This is a genomic window from Aeromonas sp. 600282, assembly GCF_049175755.1.
Taxonomy (GTDB): Bacteria; Pseudomonadota; Gammaproteobacteria; order Enterobacterales; family Aeromonadaceae; genus Aeromonas; species Aeromonas veronii_A.
Genome location: NZ_JAAKVR010000015.1, coordinates 77,998 through 100,548 on the forward strand (window position 1 = coordinate 77,998; position 22,551 = coordinate 100,548).

Genomic DNA, 22,551 nt, shown 5'->3' on the forward strand with positions numbered 1-22,551 from the left:
CACCACCAAACCCGGTAACAGACAAGGTTGCCAGCCGACCTTGCGACCCGGGAAACAAAACCTGGGATACAGAGAGGCTGACGCCCAAGCCAAACGGCTGCAACCATCCGGCCCTGCAATGGCCCGTTTCATTCCACTCATCATGAGCACATTACGTGAGCAACCCTGTGAGCAAACAAGATAGATACGCCGGGGCCAGCGCCCTGACCGGCCTGAGCCTGGGCCAGCAATCCGATTACATCAGCCAGTACACCCCCTCCCTGCTGCAGCCAGTTCCACGTAGCCTGAACCGGGATGATCTCCAGCTGGGCGATGACCTGCCCTTTAGCGGTTGCGATGTCTGGACCCTCTATGAGCTCTCCTGGCTCAATGCCAAGGGCAAGCCGATGGTGGCGGTGGGTGAAGTGGCCATTCCGGCCACCAGTGCGAACCTGATCGAATCCAAATCCTTCAAGCTCTACCTCAACTCCTTCAACCAGACCCGTTGCGACTCTATCGAGGCAGTCGCCGCCATGCTGACCAAGGATCTGAGTGCCTGTGCCGGTGAGACCGTCAAGGTGACCCTGTTCCCCCTCGACAAGGCGCCGCACCAGATTGCCCTGCTGCCCGGCGAGTGCATTGATGAGCAGGATATCGAGGTAGACAATTACGAGTTTGATGCGTCCCTGCTGCAAGGGGCGGTCGGCAGCGAGCAGGTTGAAGAGACTCTGCACAGCCACCTGCTCAAATCCAACTGCCTGGTCACCAGCCAGCCCGACTGGGGCTCCGTGGTAATCCGCTACAAGGGGCCGAAACTCGATCGGGAGAAGCTGCTGCGCTACCTCATCTCGTTCCGCCAACACAACGAGTTCCACGAGCAGTGCATCGAGCGGATCTTTATCGACCTCAAGCACTATTGCCAGCCTGAGCAGTTGACCGTCTATGCACGCTATACCCGCCGCGGCGGCCTCGACATCAACCCGTTCCGCTCCGATTTCGAAGCCGTGCCAACCAACCTGCGTCTGATCCGTCAATAAGAGCAGACGTTGATAAAGGGCTTCCCGGTATCACACCACAGCGCCCTGCTATCTCAACCCTGCTGGCGCCTTGATGCATCCGGCTACAAAGGAGCCTGAGCACACCATCAGTAAACGCTGGACTCGCAGGGGTGGGCTTGGATAACATGCCAACACCTCTGCGCCGTCCTTAATCCAATGAATCAACTGTTTTTTCTGGCTATGATGATGTCTTCTCTGTCCGCTCCAAATCTGGATCTGGACAAGGAGCAACTATCCCTGGATCTGCAACAGGCCCAATCACTGGTGCTGACCGACCCTGCCAGATGTGTTCAGATCACCTCCGCCTTTCTGACGCGTGCGGCCAATAATCCCCAGCAAATCATCAGTAATCGTCAGGAGTTCGGCTATCGCGAGCCTCTGCTCAGCTACAGCACCGTTTCGCAAACCATCGGAGCACACCTGCTTGAAGGGGAGTGCCGAATCCAGCTTGGCCAATATCAAGCTACCCAGCAAACCCTCGACAAGGCGATGGAGCTGGCGGAGAGAGAGCGCCAACCCGAACTCAAGGCCCACGCCCTCTATCTCAAAATCCGTAGCCAGGGGCTAAGGCAAGATGGCCAGAACAACAGCCGTATCCTGCTGGAACAATTGGACGAACAGCTGGCCCGTCCCGACCTCAAACAGAGCCAGTTACAGATCTATAGCCGCCTGCAACGCACCAGCTACGAGATTGAAAATCAGCATCTTGAAGACGCCAAGACCCATCTGGCGGATGCAAGGATCTGGGCTGCCAAAGCCGCCAATCCTCTTGCCAGCGCCTGGGTCAGCGCCATCAGCGGCGACCTTTATCGTGTGCTGCAACAACCCCAGCTGGCATTGGGTGAATATATCGATGCCCAGCAGCAGGCCAAGAATCTCAACGACCCGCTCTTTCTCGGCTTGCTCTCCAACCAGATAGTCAAACTCTATCAGCAAGAGCAGGAGCCCCAGAAAGCGCTGCAATATGCCAATGAAGCGGCCAACTATTTTCACTCCATCGGCAATCCGTCACTGCTATGTGACTCACTTATCGTGCTGGCCCGACTCAACCGTGATCAGGGCGACCTCAATATGGCGCTGGTCTACTTCTTCAATGCGCTGGATTTGCTCGATGAGGGAAGCAGTCGGCCGCAGGCCTCTCTGCTCAAGTACGAGATTGGCAAAACCTATCTGCAAAGCGGTAACCTCTCGCTGGCCGGCAACTACCTCAATGCAGCCCGGCAGTCCCACGAGTTGGGCGATGCCAAAGAGCCGCTGATCGATACCCTGCTGTTGCTCGGCGAGCTCTATCTGAAGAAGCAGGAGGCGGCCATCGCCATCCTGCAGCTGGAAAATGCCCGGGCACTGGCCAATCAGGTAGGCGACACTCGCCGCCAGTACGAAGTATTCCGCCTGTTGTCACTTGCGTATGAGCAGAAGGGATACCTGCACCAGGCCCTCGACAGCTACAAGCGCTTCCATCGTTTGGGAGAAGAGGTTCGCCAGCAGGAAATTGATCAGGAGCAGGCTGCGATCCGTGACAACTATGTCCAGGTTGAACGGGTACAACACATCAAGGAGCTGGAGCAGCAGCTTAACAACAGCCAGCACCAGCAGGAGCGCTATCTCTGGTCGAGCATTACCACCAGCCTGCTGCTGGCGCTCTTCATCTACCTCTTCTTCACCCTCTGGCTCAAATTGCGTACCGCCCGTCTGCAACTGAAACGCACTGGCGAGGCCCTGCTGATCGAACCCCGTTCCGGACTTGCCAACTGGCAGCGGCTGATGAATCGCTGGCCACGAGAGATGGCAAAACGCCAGCTGAAATCGGAGCGCTGGTATCTGAGCGAAGAGCACAGCGAATTCGATGACAAGCTGCACTACCTGTTGTTCAGGGTGCCCTTTATGGTCAACACCCTCGAGCGCCACGGCTATCAGGTCAGCCGTGAAATCGAGCAGGCGTTCGGCATCTATATGGATACCCTGACCCCGCAAGATGGCCGTATCTATGACTTGCGGGAAGGGCACATGCTGTATGTGGTGCCACAGCGCCACGTGACCAACCTGCATCAACTTGCGGGAGACCTGCTAACCGCAATCGCCGCCTTCCCTTGCCAATACGAGCTTGATCGCCAGATAAGCCTGGGGATTGTCAGCCACCCCTTCCTGCCCAAGGCGGCGACCGCGCTCGATCACAATGGCCTGTTCGACCTCTGCTATCTCGCCCTTTCGGGAGCCATTCAGCTCAGTGAAAAATACCGGCAAAACGCCTGGTTGGAGCTCGCCGCCATCGATTGCCAGCAGGCTGCATTTTTTAATGGGGATGTGTGGCAATGCGGCTTGATGGCAATTGACAAGGGGCTGGTAAAAGTCAATTCTTCTCATGAAAAGCAATGGGTTAACTGGCCCAGCCTCGCAAGGATGCAAGCGGCTGAAGGCCAGCCGGCAAATAATAGATAACAGACGACACTCAACCTCGGGTTCGGCCACTGTTGCTATCCAACACCAAAAACAATAATGACAACAGGGCGACCTGATAATGAATGACATCGCTGCCGTAGCAGGACAATTGGCCAGGCTCAGGGAATCCCTCCAGCAAAAACAGCTGGAGCTCGACGGCGTTCTCTCCTTTTCCGATGCAGAGCGAGCTCGTGGCATCCAGTTTATCAACAAGCTGATGCTCTCTTGCCGCGGCTTCGATCGTGAGCTGGACAATCGCTTCGCCAAGCTCAAGCAGAGACTGGATAGCAATCCCGCATTCACCTCGCTGGATGCAGAGCTACTTGCCATCGAGAAGTTGCTGCAGCAGCACAGCAATGCACTGGAAGAGTCGCTCACCCTGACCCAGGCAGCCATTGATCTTGGCTCAAAACAGCTAAAAACCATCAAGGGCTTCCCGGAAGAGGCCCGAAAATCCCTCAAGGAATTTCTGAAAAGCCCCGCCGGCTATGGTATTGCCGATCATCAAAAGAAGGTGATCCGCCTGCTTGAATTCTATCAGCAGGCGATCAAGATCCAGCTGCTGCCAAGCCAGCCACTGTCCGGCTCTTCAGCGCCCCAACAACAAGAGAGCGAGCCCGGTTGTGAACCCCAACCTGATGCTGAACCGTTTGACCTCAAAGATCATGCGCGTATCGCAGACGAACTGCAGCGGCTGATCACCGAACTTGATTTCGCCGGTTCAATTGGCGAGAGCCTCGGGGATATCCGCCGTCAACTGCTGATCGGCATCAATCCTGCCATGCTGGCAGAGACCTGTATGCAGGTCATCGAACTTATCATCGAAGGCACCCGCGAGGAGCGCAAAGCCTCCCGCGCCTTTCTCAGCTCCCTCAACGAGAGCCTGTCAGCAGTGCATGTCGGCTTTACCGAATCCCTCGACGAAGGGCGTGCGCTACAAAATGAAACCCGTGAAACCCGCGAAGCTCTGGTCTGCGAACTGCAGGCCATCGACCACTCCCTAGCCAGCCATAACTCCATCGATGCGCTCAAGCGTGCCATCTCCGGCCATATGGGCGCCATCAATCTGCTGCTGCAAGAACGGGAAAGTACCGCAGCACGGGAGCGTCACCTGCTCACCCGCCTCTCCACCATGGAGTCCAAGCTGCGCTTGATGAAGGATGAGACCGCCGAATACAAGAAGCGGCTGACCATTCAGAAGCACAAGCTGTTCCTCGACAGCCTGACTCAGGTACACAACCGGGCCGCCCTCGACGAGCGGCTGGAGCAGGAGTTCAAACGCTGGCTTCGCTACCGCACTCCGCTCTGCATGGCGATCATCGACATCGATCACTTCAAGAACATCAATGACAATTATGGCCACATGGCCGGTGACAAGGCGTTGAAGGTTGTTGCCAAAGCGCTGCAGAGCGCCCTGCGTGACACTGACTTCATCGCCCGTTTCGGCGGCGAAGAGTTCGTGGTGCTGCTGCCCAATATCAACCCGGACAAGTTCCAGAAGCCGCTGGAAACCCTGCGCCAGACCATCAAGAGCATCCCGTTCCGTTTTCGCGATGCCAAGGTGGAGATCACCATCTCCATCGGCGCAACCCTGTTCAAGGATGGTGACAACCCCTCCGATGTGTTCGAACGGGCGGACAGAGCGCTCTACCACTCCAAGAACGCAGGTCGGGATCAAGTGACACTGGCCTGAGTGGTGACTAAAAAAACAGCGAACAGTCGTCGCCCTATTTCCCTCCCCCCTCCGTTGCCACTACTATCAAACTCAGGGGATGCAACATGGCATCCCTTTTCTCCCCAGGGAAAAAACACAACGATAACAAGTGAGTAAAGGGGAACCTATGATTACGCACATCAATCCCGTCGGCAGCATGGATTTGCTGTCACAGCTTGAGGTGGATCGCCTCAAGCAGACTGCCTCCAGCGATATCTATCAACTGTTTCGCAACTGCTCGCTGGCAGTGCTCAATTCCGGTAGCCATACCGACAGCTCCAAGGAGATCCTGGAGCGCTTCAAATCATTCGACATTCATGTGATCCGGCGCGAGCGCGGGGTCAAGCTGGAACTGTTCAACGCCCCCGAGCACGCGTTCGTCGATGGCGAGATCATTCGTGGTATTCAGGAGCACCTCTTCTCGGTGCTGCGCGACATTCTCTATGTCTCCAACCAGCTTGAATCGAACCGGCTGGTCAACCTCACCAATTCGACTCATATCTCCAACGTGGTGTTCGCCATCCTGCGCAACGCCAAGGTGATCCTGCCTGGCGCCGATCCCAACCTGATCGTCTGCTGGGGTGGACATTCGATCAACGAGATCGAGTACCAGTACACCCGCGCCGTGGGCAGCGAGCTGGGCTTGCGTGAGCTGAACATCTGTACCGGTTGCGGCCCGGGAGCCATGGAGGGCCCGATGAAGGGGGCCGCCGTCGGCCATGCCAAACAGCGGGTGCGCAACGGGCGCTACATCGGCCTCACAGAGCCCTCCATCATTGCGGCCGAGCCGCCCAACCCCATCGTCAACGAGCTGGTGATCCTGCCGGATATCGAGAAACGGCTGGAAGCATTCGTGCGTCTGGGCCATGGCATCATCATCTTCCCGGGCGGGGTCGGCACCGCCGAAGAGCTGCTCTATCTGCTCGGCATCATGATGCATCCGGCCAACGAACGACAACCCATGCCCATCATCCTGACCGGCCCGAAAGAGAGTGCCGACTACTTCCGAGCCATCGACGACTTCATCAAGGCGACCCTCGGTGAACCGGCGACCAAGCTCTACCGGATCATTGTTGGCGATGCACCGGAAGTGGCCCGAGTGATGAAGGAGGCGATGCCGAAAATCCGCGAATACCGCAAATCGGTCGGTGATGCCTACTCCTTCAACTGGTCCCTCAAGATTGAGCCGGAGTTCCAGCTCCCCTTCGAACCGGATCACGCCAGCATGGCCAGTCTGGATCTGCACCGCAACCAGCCGCCCCAGTTGCTGGCCGCCAACCTGCGTCGTGCCTTCTCCGGCATCGTCGCCGGCAACGTCAAGGAAGGGGGCATTCGCGCCATCGAGAAGAAGGGCCCCTTCAAGCTGCACGGCGACAAGGAGCTGATGCACCTGATGGACAAGCTGCTGGAGAGCTTCGTCAAGCAGCAGCGGATGAAGCTGCCGGGCAGTCAGTATGTGCCTTGCTACGAAATCGTCCGCTAGGGTACAGATACATCATCGACAGAGGGGCGCATCGGCGCCCCTCTTTATTGGCGCTATGCCTTCCCGACCGCCATCAATCCCCCATAAGGCGAGCGGTTTGTTACAATGGGGCGTCCCGACCGCCAAGAGTGCCCCATGTCAACTATCCGGCCACACCTGCTCATCATCGATGCCCTCAACCTCATTCGCCGTCTGCACGCGGTACAGGCCCAGCAGGCACTGACCCCTGCCCAGGCGCTGGTTGCAACCCGCGCCAACCTCATCAATACCTGCCGCAAGCTGCTGGCCAATAGCGAGCCAACCCATGTCATTGCCGTGTTTGATGGCGAGGTGCACAGCTGGCGCAAGGAGGTCTATCCGGCCTACAAGGAGGGGCGAACCCCCATGCCCCCTGAACTGCGTGAGGGGTTGGCGCCCCTGCAGGATGCCTTTTGGGAGTGCGGGGTCGACGCTCTGCTCTCCGAGACCGATGAAGCGGATGATCTTATCGCCACCCTCGCCAGCGGCATCGCCAGCCATGGCCATCAGGCGACCATCATCTCCACCGACAAGGGGTTCTGCCAACTGATCTGCCCGCAGATCCGGGTGCGCGACTACTTCAACAAACGCTGGCTGGATGCCGCCTTCGTCCAGCAGCAATATGGGGTAGCGCCTAATCAGCTGGTCGACTTCTGGGCCCTGACCGGCATCGGCGGTTCCAATATCAAGGGGGTTCCGGGGATCGGCCCCAAGACCGCCACCCAGCTGTTGCAGCAATATGGCAATCTGGCAGCCATGCTCGAAGCCTGCCAGCAAGAGGACGCCGCCAAGCCACTGATCAAACTGCGCCAACATCAGGATGAGGCCCTGCTGGCCCAGCGGCTGGTGCGCTTGCAGCGGGATATTCCGCTGGGATTCAACCTGCGGGACATCCGCTACCCGCCCCAGCCAGACTGAAGTGCCGAACAAAAATGCAGGCAAGGGCGTGAACCATGACGAGACTCACCCTCGCTGTTGATAAAAGTGAGTAGAATGTAAAGGAATGTGGTTGGTTTGCTGAGTAAATGCTATAAAGCAGCCCCATCCTCCCCTATACCCTGGAAGTGGAACCCTCTCATGTCCAAAAGAAAAATTACCGTGATCCCCGGCGACGGCATTGGCCCCAGCATCATTGAATCAGCCATCCAGATCCTGACCCATGCGGGCTGTGACTTTGAGTACGAATACGCTGATGCGGGTCTGGTTGCCCTCGAAAAGCATGGCGAGCTGCTGCCCCAGGCGACCCTGGATCTGATTGAGAAGAACAAGGTGAGCCTGAAAGGGCCATTGACCACACCGGTCGGCGGCGGTTTTACCTCCATCAACGTCTCCCTGCGCAAGAAGTTCAACCTCTACGCCAACGTGCGTCCGGTCATCTCCTTCAAGGGCACCAGAAGCCGTTACGACAACATCGATATCATCACGGTGCGTGAAAACACCGAAGGGATGTACTCGGGTGCAGGTCAGAAGCGCAGTGATGACAACAAGAGTGCCGAGGCGATGAGCATCATCACCCGCGAAGGGGCCGAGCGCATCGTCAAGTTCGCCTTCGAGCTGGCCCGTCAGGAAGGGCGCAAGAAGGTCACCATCATCCACAAGGCGAACATCCTCAAGTCGACCTCCGGCCTGTTCCTCGAAGTGGCACGTGAAATCGCCAGCCACTACCCGGATATCCAGAGCGAAGAGATGATCGTCGATGCCGCCTGCATGAATCTGGTGATGTACCCGGAGCGTTTCGATGTCATGGTCACCACCAACCTGTTCGGCGACATTCTCTCGGATCTCTGCGCCGGTCTGGTCGGCGGCCTTGGCATGGCGCCGGGTGCCAACATCGGCGATGGCGCCGCCATCTTCGAAGCGGTGCATGGCTCGGCACCGGATATCGCAGGCAAGAATATCGCCAACCCGACCTCGGTGATCCTAGCCTCCATCCAGATGCTGGAGTACCTCGGCATGCAGGATAAAGCAGAGCGGATCCGCGAGGCGGTACGAGCCACCATCGAATCCGGTGATCGGGTCACCCGCGATCTGGGTGGCACGGCTTCCACCAGCGAATTCACCCAGGCCATCATCGATCGCCTGTGAGTTAATTCATTGATTTTAAAAGGGAGCTTCGGCTCCCTTTTTTATATTTCCGAATCCTTTGCCACTCCCCGAACAGCAACTATGTTCAATAGAGAAGAAGAACAGGGAGTGTTTTTCATGAAGGGATACGGGTGCTATCTGGTTTCGGGTCTGATGCTGGTGTGTGGTACTGCAAGTGCTTTCGAGCAGGATCAACAGACCCAAACTGCCAAACTGCCACAGCAGGAAAAACGGACTGCCACCGAGGTATGGCGCTCGAGCCTGAATACCAACGACCTGCTAAAAGCGCCCAAACCCCTGTCGTTTGGTATTGAAGTCTCCACCGACAACTTTGGTAATCAAAAGATCACCTCCTACCCGCAGCTCAATCTGACCCCGGAAAAGAGCGTCAGTCTGTCGGTCGAACGCTTCAGACCCAAGGTCAAGTTTAAGGCTGGCGGAATGAACACCGCCCTCAGGCTGAGAGGAGACGGGATAAAGATGCAATTCAATCCGGTCGACAAAACCATCCCGCTGCAGATAGAGATCAAGGTGACCGACGACGAATCTTCCCTGCGCCTCGATTACCGTTTCTGATTTTTCGAGCCCTGAATAGCAAAAGACCGGCAGGGTTCCCTGTCGGTCTTGGTATTTATCGTACGGGCTGAACGGCTACATCACGCCTTGGGCTCGAGTTTGGAGACCCAGTACTTGTTGTAAACATGCACGGTGATCTCTTCTCGATCGTGATAGAGCTGCTTGGCCTGGATCACGAACGCGTTGTCGATCTCCTTGAGCATCTCGCGCAGCACTTCGATGTTGTGTACCGATTCCGCATAACGCTTCTTCATCGGCAACTTGAGGTTGAACATCGCCTCCTGGCAGTCACCCTCACGGAACCAGTCCGCAATCATGTGAACGACCCGCGCCGGTTTATCGACCATGTCGCACACCAGCCAGTAGGTGTTCTTCTTGCTCGGACGCCAGACGAAACCGTCATCCCGGATATGCTTGACCTGACCGGTATCCATCAGGGATTGGGCCATCATGCCGTTGTCGACCGCCGTCACCATCATGCCACGACGCACCAGCTGATAGGTCCAGCCACCCGGGCAGGCGCCCAGATCCACCGCCTTCATGCCTGAGCAGAGACGCACATCCCACTCTTCCCGCGGCACGAACACGTAAAACGCCTCCTCCAGCTTGAGGCTGGAGCGGCTCGGCGCATCGGCCGGGAAGCGCAGGCGCGGGATCCCCATGTGGAATCCGGAGTTGTTGAACGAATAGGAGTAGCCCAGCAACACGTGATCATTGGCCATGAAGAAGGCGTGGAACACCGGACGGTTTGGCGTCTCCTTCTTGGTCAGGATCTCGTTGCTGCGCAGCGCCTGACGCAGCGGCACGGTGAACTTGCGGCAGAAGGCCGACAGCTCTTTCGCTTCGTTGGTATCCGCGGTTTCGACCCGCAGATCACCGCAAATGGTGTAGTCACTCACCGCCTCAAGGATGGGGGAGATCCTGTCCGCGACATCCAGATCCTTCAGCTCATGGGTGACCACCAGCATCTGGCGGATGAAGATGAGCTCCCGGAATGGCAGCTTGCGAGCCAGCAGGTCCGCCTGCTCCTCGTCATACAGTTCGAAGACCACATAACCGCTGTCGTCCTTGACCCGGGCGAAACCGTAGCACTGCATGTTACCGGCACGCTCGGTGATCTCTGCAGCCGCCTCTTTCTCAAAACCGGGGCGGCAATAAAGCAGCAGATTATTCATTTTTTCCTCCAAGACGACAGCCAGCCCAGATCAGGGCCGCCCATCCCAACATAAAACAGAGGCCACCGGCCGGAGTAATCAACCCCAGCCCCTTGCTGCCAAGCAGCACCATGGCGTAAATACTGCCGGAGAATCCGATGATCCCCAGCACAAAAGCGGTGCCAGCCAGCTGGATCACCTTGCTACGCACATCACACCAGCCCAGAACCAGCAGGGCCAATGCGTGAAAAAACTGATATTGCACGGCGGTATTGAATGCCGCCAGACGCTCGGGTGTAATGCCGGTCGCCGCCAATCCATGGGCGCCATAAGCCCCCAGCATGGTGGCCGTCAACCCGAAGAGACCGGCCAGTATCAGCCAATGTCGATGGATCTGCATCCTCACAATCCCTCTCTCATCACGGCTGGCAATAAAACCAACCCTATCGTGCTATCCATGCCGGGCCACAAAATGGCTGATGGCCGCAGCTGCATGCTGCATATTCTCCTGCTCACTCACGCCACTGGCTTTTCGCGGTTTGAAACCATGATCACCATCGGTCAACCAATGGACCGATACGGCGGGTGAGAAGGGGAAATCGGCCAGTTCGGCGCGACTACCGAAGGTATCGCGCTCCCCCTGCAACAGCAGAGTTGGCACTGCAATATGCTTGAGTACCTCGCCTCGCCAGCTGTCGGGCTTGGCCGGAGGGTGGAAAGGATACCCGAGAATGAGCAATCCTGCAGCATTCATCTCACCCTCGCCTTCACGATACAGTTCCGCCGCCATCCGCCCGCCCATCGACTTGCCCGCCAGAAACAGCCGTGGATGGGCAAACTCGCGGATCATGTCGCGCCAATGGGCGAGCAGCACAGGCACCCTGTCAGGTGGGCGGCGCTTGCCATCCTGGGCTCGCCTGGTCATGTAGGGAAAGTTGAAGCGCACCACTTCGCTGTCGGGGCCAGCCTGCAGGCGTGACAACTCGGTAAGAAAGGCATGATCCATCCCTGCACCTGCCCCGTGGGCCAGCAAAATGCGAACGGGGGCATCAATTGCCCCCTCGCGGATCACATCAGGCATCGGCGAGCCTTGCCCTGCGACGCGCCTCTTCCTGCTCCACCAGCTCCAGCATCCAGTCGCGGAAGGCAACGATCTTGCCCTGATCCGACTGTTGCTCCTGGCACACCAGATAGAAAGCATTTTTGCTCACCAGCACCTGCTCGAACGGGCAGATAAGGCGACCAGCCTCAATCTCGGGCTGAGCCAGCACGCTGTGGCCAAGCGCCACTCCCTGACCGTGGATCGCCGCCTGGATCACCATGGTGGAGTGGCTGAAGATGGGCCCCTGATTGACGTTGGGGGCATCGATATCGAGCTGGCGGAACCACGCCTTCCAGTCGCGGCGGGAGGTATCGTGCAGCAGGGTATGAAGAGTCAAATCTTGCGGCGTACGCAGCGGTTTGGGCCCGGTCAGCAGCAAGGGGGAGCAGACCGGGATCAGGTACTCGGTATGCAGCTTGTCCGAGCGCAGACCCGGCCAGTTGCCGCGCCCGTAATAGATGGCCACATCTACATCGTCGGTCAACGACCCTTCGTCGAGATCGACCGCCTTGATCCGCACATCGATATCGGGGTGGCGCTCGCTGAACTTGACCAGCCGCGGCACCAGCCACTGGATGGCGAAACTCGGCTGCAAACTGACAGTCAACGCCCCCTTGGCACTGCGGGCCAGCAGCTTGTCGGTCGCTTCCGAGATGGAGGCAAAGATGTCCTTGATATCCAGAAAATAGCCCTGCCCCTCTTCGGTCAGCAACAAGGAACGGTTTTTGCGGCGGAACAACTTGATGCCAAGATACTCCTCCAGCGCCTTGATCTGGTGACTGATGGCAGCCTGAGTCACAAACAACTCTTCTGCTGCGCGGGTAAAGCTTAAGTGACGAGCCGCTGCTTCAAAGGCCTTGAGGGCATTGAGCGGGGGTAAACGACGAGACATGACACCAGCCGACGATGAGTTTTTCTAATGGGGCGCATTATAATTTGTCGGTTGCGGGTCGACCAGTGAATAAACATAATTCGCCCAGCAATCAGTCGTCATATGGCTCACATTTTCTACTACGTGTTGGTTTACATGTGTTTTTAGTGAGTCTTTCGACTGTGATTGTGGTGTTGTGTTTCTTCCTCTGCGGGAAGAGGGGCTCAAATCTCACCGGTTTGACCCAGTCTGTCATCTGAATGTGTTTGGCGCCTCCAGCTGGATGGCGCCTTTTTTCATCCCTTCTATACCTTGAACTGCCCCACCAGCTGCTGCTGTTTATCCGCCAGCGCAGAGAGCTCGCGACCATTTTCGGCGGAGGTCGCCGCCTCGGCCCGAATGGTGTGGCTCACATCGCGAATGTTGCTGACGTTGCGGTTGATCTCGTCCGCCACCCGGCTCTGCTCCTGCGCCGCTCGGGCAATCTGCTCGTTCATCTGATGGATGGTGGAGACCGACTGGATAATCTGCTCCAGCACCTGCACCGAGAGATCCACCTTGGCAAGCGTCTCGTCAGCCTGTCCATGACCATCGCGGATCGCCTTGACCACGGCGCCGGTACCGGATTGCAGTTGGCTGATCAGGGTCTGGATCTCGACGATGGCATTCTGGGTACGACCCGCCAGATTGCGCACCTCATCGGCCACCACGGCAAAGCCACGGCCCTGCTCACCGGCCCGCGCCGCTTCAATAGCCGCATTCAGCGCCAGCAAGTTGGTCTGCTCGGCAATTCCCTGGATCACGATAAGAATGTCATTGATGTTGTCGCTGTTGGCGGAGAGCCGCTCCACCACCGGCTGGGCATCGTTGATAATGGTCATCAGCTTGCGCATCGCCTCCTGGGTGTCGGCAACGACATATTTGCCCTCTTGCGCCGCGGCATCAGTGGTGTTGGCAGCCGCCACCGCCGAGCCGGCATTACCGGAGACCTGCAACGCGGTGGCGCTCAGCTCCTCAAATGCCGTCGCCACCAGATCGATCTCCTGATACTGGGCCTGCATGCCACTGCTGGTGCGCTCGGCCACTTGCGCGGCTCGCTCGGCACTGTTGCGCGTACCGGAGACGGTATCAATCACCTGACTGATGGTGGATTGCAACTTGTTGAGGAAGCTGTTGAACCACTTGGCCAGCTCGCCGATCTCGTCTTGCCGCTGGATCTCGATACGCTGGGTCAAATCCCCCTCACCACTGGCGATATCCTTGAGGCGGGCAACTACAGCGCGGATGGGTGCCACAATCTGGCGCGCCATCAACCAGATAAAACTCAGGGCAACCAGCGAGATCAGCACTCCGATCGACAGCTGCGAGACCACGCTGCGATTGGCTTCACTGGCCAGCTCATCTTGCAATTGCTGGGCCGAGGCCAGCACTACGGCCCGTGGCAATTCAATGTAGATGCCCCATTTACGGTCGGTGCCACGCATGGATACCGGGACAAAGGTCTGCAACAGGGTGCCATCGCTGCTCCAGCGAGTCAGCTCCTGACCCTGACTGAGCCAGCCTTTCAGCTCACTGGCCAGCCCCTGATACTTCTGATCCAGCCCACGCCCCATGGTCACATCGAACTCATCGGCTCCCGCCACGCGCCCCTCGTGACTGACCAGCAATATTCTGCCCTTGCCGTCATAGAGCTCCTTGTCCATGGTGCTGACCAAACTCTGCAAAGTGGCCAGCGAGATATCGACCCCGACCATCCCCAGCAAGGTCTCCTGCTCCAGCAGCGGGACCGTCACCGAGGTCATCAATATCTGTTTATCGCCCACATCGTCCAGATAGGGCTCCAGCAGGCAGAGGGCACGGGTGCGAATACTGCAGCGATACCACTCGTTTTCGATTCCACCTGCCTCGGTCGGGCTCTCATCGGCCAGTACATCCTCATTCTGCACTTCCGGCTCTATCTTGCCGTTGTCATAGGCCCAGTAACTGGAAAAACGCCCCTTGTCGTTGGAACCCAGCGCCGTGGAGCCCTGATAGTTGCTGTCTTCCCCATCCAGTTGGTCAGGCTCGAACACCGCATAGACACCAAGCAGATTGGTCGATGAGGCAACGGCATCGTGCAGTTGCTGATTGACGGCGCTGCGCAGCGCCTCCGAATGGACAAAGTTCTCGGCCGCATTCTTGCGCTGGAACAACACGCTCTCCGCCAGCAAACTGGCGCGGAAATAGGCCTCATCGAGATAGCTGGTCACCTTGGCCGCCTGCTCCGAGCCCATCGCCTTCATCCAGTTTTCGGCAGACTGCTGCGCCTCGTGCATGGTGGCTTGCCGCACCTGCTGTTGCATCTTGTTCGCGTTGTAAATCGAAGAGGCAACCAGAGCGGCGGCTGTCACCAACAGACAGCAACCGGCGATCAGGGTAATCCGACCCTGGACAGAAAGAGCGCTCATGCCAATATTCCTACGTCATACAGATATGGATAGATTATCGACTTTATAAACAAAAACTTAACTCTCTCACAGCAAATCCAGCGAGAGTTGATTAACTTCACCCTCTTTTGGCAAACCCACCACCAATCCAAGCAGGCGAACCGAACGCCCTTGCGCCCGCTGTAGCCCCTCTTTGAGCAGGGGAACGAACAAGGCTGGCTGATAGCCACCCTGACTGCGATAGACGGTGGTCTGGTGGAAGTCGGCAAACTTGAGCTTGATCCCCTGCCCCATCACCTGCTCGGCAGGACACGCCAGCTGAAATCGCCGTTCCAGCTCAGGCAGCAGTTGCTGCAATACCTTCAGACAGGCCTCTTCGTCACAGAGATCGCTTGCCAGGGTGGTCTCCACCCCGATGGTTTTGCGGATCCGGTGCGCCTGCACCGGCTGTTCATCCAGCCCCCAGATCCGGGTCGTCAGCATCTCCCCCAGCTTGCCAAAACGGCTGCACAGCTCTTGTGCCGACAAAGCCCGCGCATCCTCACAGGTGTAGAGCCCCTGAGCCTCCAGCCGCTCGGCAGTCTTGCGCCCCACCCCGGGCAGTTTGCCGAGTGGCAGCTGACAGACAAATTCGGCCACTTCGTCGGGACGAATGACAAACAGACCATCAGGCTTGCGCTGCTCCGAGGCGAGCTTGGCGAGAAACTTGTTGGGGGCGACCCCGGCCGAAGCGGTCAATCCCAGTTCGGTGACGATGGCTTGCCGGATATCTTGCGCCATCAGGGTGGCGCTGCCACCACAACAGCGACTATGGGTCACATCGAGGTAAGCCTCATCCAGCGACAGCGGTTCAACCTGATCGGTATAGCGCAGGAAAATGGCCCTGAGCTGACGGGAGATATCCTTGTACACCACCATTCGCCCCGGGATCAGTACCAGCGGTGGGCAGAGTTTTTTCGCCAGCGCGCTCGGCATGGCGGAGCGCACCCCGAACCGGCGCGCCACATAGTTGCAGGTCGAGATGACACCGCGCAGCTCGGAGGACCCACCGATGGCAAGCGGAACTTCCCGCAATGCGGGGTTATCCCGCATCTCCACCGCGGCAAAAAAGCAGTCCATGTCGATATGGATGATCTTGCGCATACCACTGTATAAATAAACAGACATGGCATCATCTTACCCCAAGGATAACCACAGCTCTATCTCTCTCGTTACGGCTAAAATGGTAGACTCTAAAGAGACCCTCACCACCACAATGACAAGGAGCGTTCGGGATGAAATATCTTTGGCTGGGACTCTGTTTGCTGCCGCTGACCGGCATCGGCAAGAACAACCCGACGGCGGAGTGCCGCTGGTTGTACGACCGGATTGAGATACTGGAACAGGCCATCAAGAAAGGAGACACGCTGGGCACTCAGGAAGAGCTGGCACGCTGGCGTGAGGAATACAGCAAGAAACAGTGTTCACAATACGACTACTAAGCTTGGCAATATGATGTGGCCAACAACGGCAGACAACAAGCGGGCCCCGATCAAGATGACCGGGGCCCGGTTTTCAAAGCATGGCTAGTTTGATTCAGCAACAGAGTGCGCTCAAGGCAGCACCATAGGGCCAGCCACGGCGGTAGCCACATCATCCCCACGCAGCACCCGAACCAGTTCAAGCGCAAACTCGATGGCACTGCCCGGCCCCTGGCTGGTGATAAGGCGATGAGCCTCATCCCTGACGACCCGCTCATGTGACAGTTGCGATGTCGGTAGTCGGGACTGAAAGCCGGGATGACAGGTGACGATGGCACCATCCAGCAGAGCGTGATGTTGCAACACCACCACAGGGGCGGCGCAGATGGCTGCGCGCCAGCGACCAAGAGCGGCCTGCTCTTTGAGCCGTTCGATGGCCAGCGGGGTATCGCGGATCACTTCGCTGCCGGGCAAACCACCGGGTACCACGATGGCTTCAAAGTCCCGACGGGTCAGCTCGTCGATATGACAATCAGCCACCAGCTGCACCCCACGAGATGCCTTGATCTGACGCTCACCATGCGGGCAACAAGAGGCCAGCACCACCTCGATGCTGGCGCGCACCAGGGTATCGACAATCGCGACCGTCTCTATCTCTTCCGACCCGGGGGCCACCAGCACCAGTACACTCACGTTCGCCTCCTTGCAGCTTGCTCTGCCATGTAAAAGATCAGACGGCCTGACTCTTCTCTTTAATCGCCTGATAGAGACCCTGATTGACCGGTACGGCAATGCCATGCCGGGCAGCCTTGGCCAGCAGGAAGCCGGTGATGGCCTCAATCTCGGTCTCGCGTCCCAGCTCCATATCCTGATGCATGGAGGAGTAATTGTCAGCGGTCAGTTCCACCACTGTCATCACCCGACGCAGCAACTCCTCTGCCGTTGTTGCAACTCCTTCGGCGCACATCACATCCGCCACCTCCACGCAGATCTGCTGCAGGGCATCGGCAAAACGGGGGCCAGCCAGCTCGCCATTTTTCAGCTTGTAGAGGGCCGTCAGGAGATTGATGGCACAGTTGATGGCCAGCTTTTGCCACTGGCGTGCCACTATCTGCTCATCCCAACCCGCCTGACCCAATGCCTGCGCCAACTCATCTGCCAGTGATGCATGAGCCTTGGCCGCCTCGTTAAATGGCCCCAACCAGGTTTCCCCCTTGCCGGTATGACGAAACACGAAATGGCCCGCTTTCATGGCACCATGGCTGGTCACCCCGGCAATCACCGGGTTATGCGGGAACATCTGGACCACCTTCTCGGCAATCCCCATCCCGTTGTGCAGCAGTACGATCGGCACGCCAGCATCCAGATTGCCAGCCAGTGGAGCTAGGGCGCCAACCACCTGACTGGCCTTGGTCATCACCAACAGACGCTGGATTTTTCCCGGCTGGCTGGCAAATGCACGTTCGATATTGAGCAGCTGTACCTGCCCCTCCAGCGAAGTAAAGTCAAATCCGGGGTGCAGGGTAGATTGATGATGCTCACGCAACAAGACTCGAGTGGATTGACCACTGATGGTCAACAGGGAGGCAAAAACGCCGCCGAGAGCTCCGCACCCGAGCAGTGTCCACTTGGGCGCTACAGGTGGCATAACGGGTTGTCGGGAATTTTTTAATCCGCTTGGCATGATGTGACTCTGTCAGGGTAAGGGTTGCAATCCTCTCAACCTGTTACCGGGAATAAATGAAAAATAGCGCGAACGGACACTAACGGGTCCAACCTTCCTGTGCGCAGGGGATTCTAGCAGAGCACTCCCATCAAAATCAGCAAATTTGCCGTATTTCTGGTAGATTTGGCCCCCGATAACGCAACATGAGGAGCTTCGGCTATGCCGTCATTCGATATTGTCTCTGAAGTCAAAATGAACGAGGTGTTGAACGCAGTCGACAACGCCAATCGTGAACTGGCCACCCGTTTCGATTTTCGTGGGGTAGAAGCCAGCTTCGAGTTGAACAAAGAAGAGGTAAAGCTGGAAGCCGATGCCGATTTCCAGCTCAAGCAGATGGTCGAAATCCTGCGCGGTGCCCTGCTCAAGCGCAACATCGAAAACAGCTCCATGGAAGTGGGTGACTCCGTTCACTCCGGCAAACGCTTCCACCTGACCGTCAAGTTCAAACAGGGGATCGAGAAAGAGATCGCCAAGAAGCTGGTCAAGCTGATCAAGGACTCCAAGATCAAGGTACAGGTCGCCATCCAGGGTGATGAAGTACGTGTCACCGGCAAGAAGCGTGACGATCTGCAAGAGACCATGGCACTGGTCCGTGGCGCCGACCTGGGCCAACCGATGCAGTTTCAGAATTTCCGCGACTGATGATGGGAGAGAAGGGCTCTCCCTTCTCCTCTTCTTTAATCGTCCGAGCATAAAAAAACCGGAGCAAATGCTCCGGTTTTTTGTTCCCCAAGTTTTATTAGAACTTGTAGGTAACAGAGAAGTAGTGGCTGAAGCCGGTGCTCTTCCACGGGGTACCGTCGTAGGCTTTGGAGCCATCTTTGGTACCGTAGGCATCCATGAAATACTTCAGGCCATAACCAACCGCGTAGCGATCGGAGTGCCAGTAGATACCGTGGAAGGTGGCCAGGTTGTCGCTGGTACGGTCAGCACGGTCATGGGTATCCAGGCCGAATTGATAATCCAGATAACCCTGGTAGGAGACAAAGCTGCCATTGCCGAAGGTATAGAAAGGCTTGAACCAGTTCATGGAGAACTGATAACCGTTCCACTCACCTTCTTCTTCGGTGAAGAACTGGTTCTCGGTGGCGTGACGTGCATACAGGTTCATGCCAACCTTGCCAAACCAGGGAACCATCACATCGGCACCCAGACCCAGCTGGTTTTCCATCTGCTTGTCACCAACGTTGTTCAGGTTGGCAATGTAAAGCTCTTGCACAGGACCAAAGGAGAGATCTTTACCTGTCAGCGCATCCAGAGACATACGCGGTGCAAACTTCATGAACAGGTTCTGACCATGGTGTTTATTGCTGTGACGGGAGTCGAAAATATCGAATACGTCGACGTAACCGTACAGGTCAAACAGGCCGGAGCGACCACCGAACTCCATCTCAAAATAGGTATCGTTGTAGTCCTCTTCACCGGTAGTGAAAGGGCGCTGGTCGATGGTGTGCATGACGTTGAACTGCATCCACTTGTAGTCATTCTTGTGGATATCACCGCTGTAGTCAGCAGCAAAGGCTGGAGTTGCGGCAGCAGCCAGCAGACCGGTAGCGATCAGAGTCTTGGTAAATTTGGCCATTTTATTGGTCTCTTGTGCGTTAGTTGAGGTTTTCCGTAGCCTGCCCACAAGGAGCGAGAGGAATTCTAATCAAATAAAATTGGGGGTGAAACAACTTCTCGGGAACTTTATCCGGAAGTGTGAATCTAATCACCCCCGATTCTACGCAAACGCTTGCTATTTGTCAGCAACTGAGAACAACTCACCCCCTTTACGGGCGACCAGCACAATCAACAACAACACGGGCAAGCCCAACAAACTGGTGCCGACAAAGAAGGCGCTGTAGCCAATCTGCTCCACCACCTGCCCCGAAAAACCGGCCAACAACTTGGGCAGCAGCAACATCACCGAGCTGAACAGGGCGTATTGCGTCGCTGAAAACGCCACATTGGTCAGGCTGGAGAGATAGGTCACAAAAGCTGCGGTGGCGATGCCGGCGCTGAGGTTATCGAGCGAAATGATCAGGGTCAGCAGCTCCAGGTTGTGACCAACCTGATGGAGCAGGGCAAACAGCAGATTGGTGCTGGCGGTGAGCAGCGCCCCGAGAAACAGGATCCGCAGCGTGCCAAAGCGCATCACCAGCACGCCCCCCAGTGCCGCCCCCACCAGCGTCATGATAACGCCAAACACCTTGGTGATAGTGGCGACTTCGGTCTTGCTGAACTGCATATCCACATAGAAGCTGTTGGACATCACCCCCATCACCACATCCGCAATCCGGTAACAGGCGATAAGCAACAGGATAAGCAGCGCCGAGCGACCATAACGGCGAAAGAAGTCGGCAAACGGACTCCAGACCGCCTCATAACCCCAGGCTCCGGCACTTGCCAAGGGGGCGGGCCACCCCTTTTCCTGCAGCAGTGCCTTGCGCTCTGCCTGTTGTCTGCCCTGACCGGCCAGATCGATATCAGGTTCATGGCAGAACAGCGTGGTAATCACCCCGAGTGACATCAGACCGGCCATCACCAGATAGGTGATCTGCCAGCCACGATAGTCATAGCCGCTGTTGCTGCCAAACCAGGCTGCCAGCGCCAATGCGCCGGCACCGGCGATGATCATCGCCAACCGGTAGCCAGTCATGTAGGAGGCCGCCATCGCAGCCTGCAGTCGCTCGGGCGCGGATTCGATGCGATAGGCGTCGATCACGATATCCTGAGTCGCCGAGGCAAAGGCCACCAGCAGGGCGAACAAGGCCAAATGAGTCAACCCGCTCTTGGGATCACAAAACGCCATCCCTACCAACGCAGCCGCGATCAATAGCTGGGAGAAGAACATCCAGCTACGACGACGCCCCAACAGGGTAGAGAGCAGTGGCAATGGCATACGATCCACCAGCGGCGACCACAACCATTTAAAGCCGTAGGCCAGCGCCACCCAGCTCATGTAACCGATATCGGTCAGGCTGACATCGGCCTCGCGCAACCAGAATGAGAGGGTGCCAAATACCAGCAACAGCGGCAGACCCGATGAAAAGCCCATGGCAAAGAGAATGAGTACTCGGGCTTCGAGATAAACAGCGAGCGATTCCCGCCAACTCGGTGTGCGGATCATATTCAACTACCTGACGACTTTGGAAAAGTGCGTCATTTTGGCAGGTTGATGGCAGATAGCCAAGGCGGGTAAGGAGATAGACACAAGAAGCCCGGCCAGAGAAAAGGCCCATCCCGAACGGGATGAGCCTTGCATGGTGGCGCGACGGGATCACGGTGACATACCGCATCCGGCGATGGGTTACTTGCCGGCTTTCTTGTCCGCCGGGGTTTCCGCCAGCAACACTACCTTCTTCAGGATGACAGGGCTGGTCGGCACATCGTTGGCACGCAAAATGGGGCTGTAACCGGTCTGTACCTGAGCCAGTTTGTCCAGCACCTCCATCCCCTGAACCACCTGACCGAACACGGTATAACCCGCAGAGCCACCGGCGTTGAGGTTATTGTTGTCGACCAGATTGAAGTAGAACTGGCGAGTAGCGCTGTCGACCGCCTGGGTGCGAGCCATGGCGATGGAGCCACGCTTGTTGGGCAGACCGCCACGCGACTCGTTGACCACCGGCTCATAAGTTGGCAGTTGCTGGAACTGCTGGTTATACCCCCCCCCCTGCACCACAAAATCCTGGATCACCCGGTGGAAGATGCTGCCGTCATAGCTGCCATCAGCCACGTAGCGCAAAAAGTTTTTCACCGTCTGGGGCGCCTGCTTGGACGCCAGCTCCACCACGATATTGCCGTGGTTGGTCTCCATTCTCACTTTCGGTCCCGCGAACGCCAGCGGGGCGATCAACATGGCCAGCAACCAGAGTTTTTTCATCATCAGACACCTGCGCCGTTCGGTTGACCTTTAAGGTAACCGCGCAGCGCCTCATCGGCCATGATCTGCTGCAGCACGCTACCCAGTTGCAGGTTCAGTGTAGACTCGAGATCGGCCATGCTTGGCTCGCTCGGGCTCTCCTTGCTGGAAGACATGTTGAACTGCTTGGTCAGACGGTTGCCCTGGAAATCGGCGATCACCTGCAGACTGACGCGGGACTTGGTGACATAGGTAAAGGTCTTCTCTTCCACATTGACTGCGGCGTTGGAGATCACCAGCGTCAGGTTGGTGGTGCCACTGTTGCCCACTTCGAGACCCTGACTACGCAGTCCTTCAGCCAGCCGTTCGGCCATCAGCAGATTGAGCGGACGCTCGCTGTTGACCAGCACGGGGGCTTTCTCTTTATGTTTGATGGAGAAGACGTAGGCAGCCTCACGCTTGTCTACCCCTTCCATGGTGATGCGATTGCCAGAGTAGTATTGCTGGTTGGCGGGGATCACCTGCGGATTGAGCAGCGCTGTCTCCGGCCAATGAGTGGCACACCCGCCCAGCATCAGGGCGGCCAGCAGCAAGAGTGACTTTTTCATCATGG

At 57.3% G+C, this 22,551-nt stretch carries 21 protein-coding genes; 9 read left to right on the forward strand and 12 right to left on the reverse strand.

Going from position 1 to position 22,551, the window contains the following annotated elements; genetic code table 11:
* Window positions 1–167 precede the first annotated feature (167 nt).
* The 7 genes from queF to G5137_RS14875 all read left to right on the forward strand — a co-directional run bounded on the left by queF (window position 168) and on the right by G5137_RS14875 (window position 9,352).
* Window positions 168–1,016, forward strand: a complete 849-nt coding sequence (queF, locus tag G5137_RS14845) for an NADPH-dependent 7-cyano-7-deazaguanine reductase QueF (RefSeq protein ID WP_421205921.1) — start codon at window positions 168–170, stop codon at window positions 1,014–1,016.
* Window positions 1,017–1,193: 177 nt separating this feature from the next.
* The gene (locus G5137_RS14850) at window positions 1,194–3,476 is read left to right on the forward strand and encodes a hypothetical protein (RefSeq protein ID WP_216951893.1); all 2,283 of its coding nucleotides are present in this window, start codon (window positions 1,194–1,196) and stop codon (window positions 3,474–3,476) included.
* Window positions 3,477–3,555: 79 nt separating this feature from the next.
* The gene (locus G5137_RS14855; protein ID WP_421209752.1) at window positions 3,556–5,169 is read left to right on the forward strand and encodes a diguanylate cyclase; all 1,614 of its coding nucleotides are present in this window, start codon (window positions 3,556–3,558) and stop codon (window positions 5,167–5,169) included.
* A 148-nt stretch (window positions 5,170–5,317) separates the two neighbouring features.
* On the forward strand, window positions 5,318–6,673 hold the full coding sequence (gene ppnN, locus G5137_RS14860) for a nucleotide 5'-monophosphate nucleosidase PpnN (RefSeq protein WP_019445906.1): 1,356 nt from the start codon (window positions 5,318–5,320) through the stop codon (window positions 6,671–6,673).
* 135 nt (window positions 6,674–6,808) lie between these two features.
* Window positions 6,809–7,609: a flap endonuclease Xni gene (gene xni / locus G5137_RS14865; protein WP_421172786.1), complete on the forward strand. Its 801-nt coding sequence runs from the start codon at window positions 6,809–6,811 to the stop codon at window positions 7,607–7,609.
* A gap of 159 nt (window positions 7,610–7,768) precedes the next feature.
* Entirely contained in the window at window positions 7,769–8,776 is a 1,008-nt protein-coding gene (locus G5137_RS14870; RefSeq protein ID WP_005349723.1) for an isocitrate dehydrogenase, read from the forward strand.
* A 117-nt stretch (window positions 8,777–8,893) separates the two neighbouring features.
* Window positions 8,894–9,352: a hypothetical protein gene (locus G5137_RS14875; RefSeq protein ID WP_005349721.1), complete on the forward strand. Its 459-nt coding sequence runs from the start codon at window positions 8,894–8,896 to the stop codon at window positions 9,350–9,352.
* Between the two features lie 80 nt (window positions 9,353–9,432).
* Here the strand turns inward: G5137_RS14875 and rlmM are convergent, their stop codons facing one another.
* From rlmM to dinB, 6 genes are all read right to left on the reverse strand, one after another.
* Complete coding sequence (gene rlmM / locus G5137_RS14880; RefSeq protein WP_421255609.1) at window positions 9,433–10,527, reverse strand: 23S rRNA (cytidine(2498)-2'-O)-methyltransferase RlmM; 1,095 nt, start codon at window positions 10,525–10,527, stop codon at window positions 9,433–9,435.
* Window positions 10,520–10,906, reverse strand: coding sequence for a DUF423 domain-containing protein (locus G5137_RS14885; RefSeq protein WP_421255610.1), 387 nt, complete (start codon window positions 10,904–10,906; stop codon window positions 10,520–10,522). Before G5137_RS14885 ends, rlmM begins: the two co-directional genes overlap by 8 nt.
* Before the next feature lie 51 nt (window positions 10,907–10,957).
* Window positions 10,958–11,587, reverse strand: coding sequence for an alpha/beta family hydrolase (locus tag G5137_RS14890; protein ID WP_421255611.1), 630 nt, complete (start codon window positions 11,585–11,587; stop codon window positions 10,958–10,960).
* Window positions 11,580–12,500 (reverse strand): transcriptional regulator GcvA, encoded by a 921-nt coding sequence (locus tag G5137_RS14895; RefSeq protein WP_005338622.1) that lies wholly within the window; start codon window positions 12,498–12,500, stop codon window positions 11,580–11,582. Before G5137_RS14895 ends, G5137_RS14890 begins: the two co-directional genes overlap by 8 nt.
* A 284-nt stretch (window positions 12,501–12,784) precedes the next feature.
* On the reverse strand, window positions 12,785–14,926 hold the full coding sequence (locus tag G5137_RS14900; RefSeq protein WP_021230315.1) for a methyl-accepting chemotaxis protein: 2,142 nt from the start codon (window positions 14,924–14,926) through the stop codon (window positions 12,785–12,787).
* 66 nt (window positions 14,927–14,992) lie between these two features.
* On the reverse strand, window positions 14,993–16,048 hold the full coding sequence (gene dinB / locus G5137_RS14905; RefSeq protein WP_421255620.1) for a DNA polymerase IV: 1,056 nt from the start codon (window positions 16,046–16,048) through the stop codon (window positions 14,993–14,995).
* Window positions 16,049–16,179: 131 nt separating this feature from the next.
* Between dinB and G5137_RS14910 the strand changes: the two genes are divergently transcribed.
* Window positions 16,180–16,386 carry a hypothetical protein gene (locus G5137_RS14910; RefSeq protein ID WP_101530802.1) on the forward strand — a complete coding sequence of 69 codons (207 nt, stop codon included), beginning with the start codon at window positions 16,180–16,182 and terminating at the stop codon, window positions 16,384–16,386.
* Window positions 16,387–16,497: 111 nt separating this feature from the next.
* Here the strand turns inward: G5137_RS14910 and G5137_RS14915 are convergent, their stop codons facing one another.
* The gene (locus tag G5137_RS14915) at window positions 16,498–17,058 is read right to left on the reverse strand and encodes a DJ-1 family glyoxalase III (protein WP_101530803.1); all 561 of its coding nucleotides are present in this window, start codon (window positions 17,056–17,058) and stop codon (window positions 16,498–16,500) included.
* A gap of 37 nt (window positions 17,059–17,095) precedes the next feature.
* The gene (locus tag G5137_RS14920) at window positions 17,096–18,049 is read right to left on the reverse strand and encodes a ketopantoate reductase family protein (RefSeq protein WP_421255612.1); all 954 of its coding nucleotides are present in this window, start codon (window positions 18,047–18,049) and stop codon (window positions 17,096–17,098) included.
* Window positions 18,050–18,250: 201 nt separating this feature from the next.
* Here G5137_RS14920 and G5137_RS14925 point away from each other — a divergent pair, with 201 nt between their 5' ends.
* The gene (locus G5137_RS14925; protein ID WP_216951900.1) at window positions 18,251–18,733 is read left to right on the forward strand and encodes a YajQ family cyclic di-GMP-binding protein; all 483 of its coding nucleotides are present in this window, start codon (window positions 18,251–18,253) and stop codon (window positions 18,731–18,733) included.
* A gap of 97 nt (window positions 18,734–18,830) precedes the next feature.
* Here G5137_RS14925 and G5137_RS14930 read toward each other — a convergent pair whose 3' ends face one another.
* The 4 genes from G5137_RS14930 to G5137_RS14945 form a co-directional block, all read right to left on the reverse strand.
* Entirely contained in the window at window positions 18,831–19,673 is an 843-nt protein-coding gene (locus tag G5137_RS14930; protein WP_216951901.1) for an outer membrane protein OmpK, read from the reverse strand.
* 156 nt (window positions 19,674–19,829) lie between these two features.
* Complete coding sequence (locus tag G5137_RS14935; RefSeq protein ID WP_216951902.1) at window positions 19,830–21,209, reverse strand: AmpG family muropeptide MFS transporter; 1,380 nt, start codon at window positions 21,207–21,209, stop codon at window positions 19,830–19,832.
* Between the two features lie 174 nt (window positions 21,210–21,383).
* Window positions 21,384–21,959, reverse strand: a complete 576-nt coding sequence (locus G5137_RS14940; RefSeq protein ID WP_216954445.1) for a peptidylprolyl isomerase — start codon at window positions 21,957–21,959, stop codon at window positions 21,384–21,386.
* A gap of 2 nt (window positions 21,960–21,961) precedes the next feature.
* Window positions 21,962–22,546 (reverse strand): YajG family lipoprotein, encoded by a 585-nt coding sequence (locus tag G5137_RS14945; protein WP_047435490.1) that lies wholly within the window; start codon window positions 22,544–22,546, stop codon window positions 21,962–21,964.
* Window positions 22,547–22,551 lie beyond the last annotated feature (5 nt).

What these genes read in the sequence shown, in the direction of transcription:
- rlmM (WP_421255609.1), bottom strand. Translation starts at nt 10,527, where the DNA reads ATGAATAATCTGCTGCTTTATTGCCGCCCCGGTTTTGAGAAAGAGGCG.
- xni (WP_421172786.1), top strand. Translation starts at nt 6,809, where the DNA reads ATGTCAACTATCCGGCCACACCTGCTCATCATCGATGCCCTCAACCTC.
- G5137_RS14855 (WP_421209752.1), top strand. Translation starts at nt 3,556, where the DNA reads ATGAATGACATCGCTGCCGTAGCAGGACAATTGGCCAGGCTCAGGGAA.
- G5137_RS14910 (WP_101530802.1), top strand. Translation starts at nt 16,180, where the DNA reads ATGAAATATCTTTGGCTGGGACTCTGTTTGCTGCCGCTGACCGGCATC.
- G5137_RS14885 (WP_421255610.1), bottom strand. Translation starts at nt 10,906, where the DNA reads ATGCAGATCCATCGACATTGGCTGATACTGGCCGGTCTCTTCGGGTTG.
- dinB (WP_421255620.1), bottom strand. Translation starts at nt 16,048, where the DNA reads ATGCGCAAGATCATCCATATCGACATGGACTGCTTTTTTGCCGCGGTG.
- G5137_RS14925 (WP_216951900.1), top strand. Translation starts at nt 18,251, where the DNA reads ATGCCGTCATTCGATATTGTCTCTGAAGTCAAAATGAACGAGGTGTTG.
- G5137_RS14940 (WP_216954445.1), bottom strand. Translation starts at nt 21,959, where the DNA reads ATGAAAAAACTCTGGTTGCTGGCCATGTTGATCGCCCCGCTGGCGTTC.
- G5137_RS14850 (WP_216951893.1), top strand. Translation starts at nt 1,194, where the DNA reads ATGAATCAACTGTTTTTTCTGGCTATGATGATGTCTTCTCTGTCCGCT.
- G5137_RS14895 (WP_005338622.1), bottom strand. Translation starts at nt 12,500, where the DNA reads ATGTCTCGTCGTTTACCCCCGCTCAATGCCCTCAAGGCCTTTGAAGCA.
- G5137_RS14890 (WP_421255611.1), bottom strand. Translation starts at nt 11,587, where the DNA reads ATGCCTGATGTGATCCGCGAGGGGGCAATTGATGCCCCCGTTCGCATT.
- G5137_RS14945 (WP_047435490.1), bottom strand. Translation starts at nt 22,546, where the DNA reads ATGAAAAAGTCACTCTTGCTGCTGGCCGCCCTGATGCTGGGCGGGTGT.
- G5137_RS14870 (WP_005349723.1), top strand. Translation starts at nt 7,769, where the DNA reads ATGTCCAAAAGAAAAATTACCGTGATCCCCGGCGACGGCATTGGCCCC.
- G5137_RS14900 (WP_021230315.1), bottom strand. Translation starts at nt 14,926, where the DNA reads ATGAGCGCTCTTTCTGTCCAGGGTCGGATTACCCTGATCGCCGGTTGC.
- G5137_RS14930 (WP_216951901.1), bottom strand. Translation starts at nt 19,673, where the DNA reads ATGGCCAAATTTACCAAGACTCTGATCGCTACCGGTCTGCTGGCTGCT.
- G5137_RS14875 (WP_005349721.1), top strand. Translation starts at nt 8,894, where the DNA reads ATGAAGGGATACGGGTGCTATCTGGTTTCGGGTCTGATGCTGGTGTGT.
- ppnN (WP_019445906.1), top strand. Translation starts at nt 5,318, where the DNA reads ATGATTACGCACATCAATCCCGTCGGCAGCATGGATTTGCTGTCACAG.
- G5137_RS14920 (WP_421255612.1), bottom strand. Translation starts at nt 18,049, where the DNA reads ATGCCAAGCGGATTAAAAAATTCCCGACAACCCGTTATGCCACCTGTA.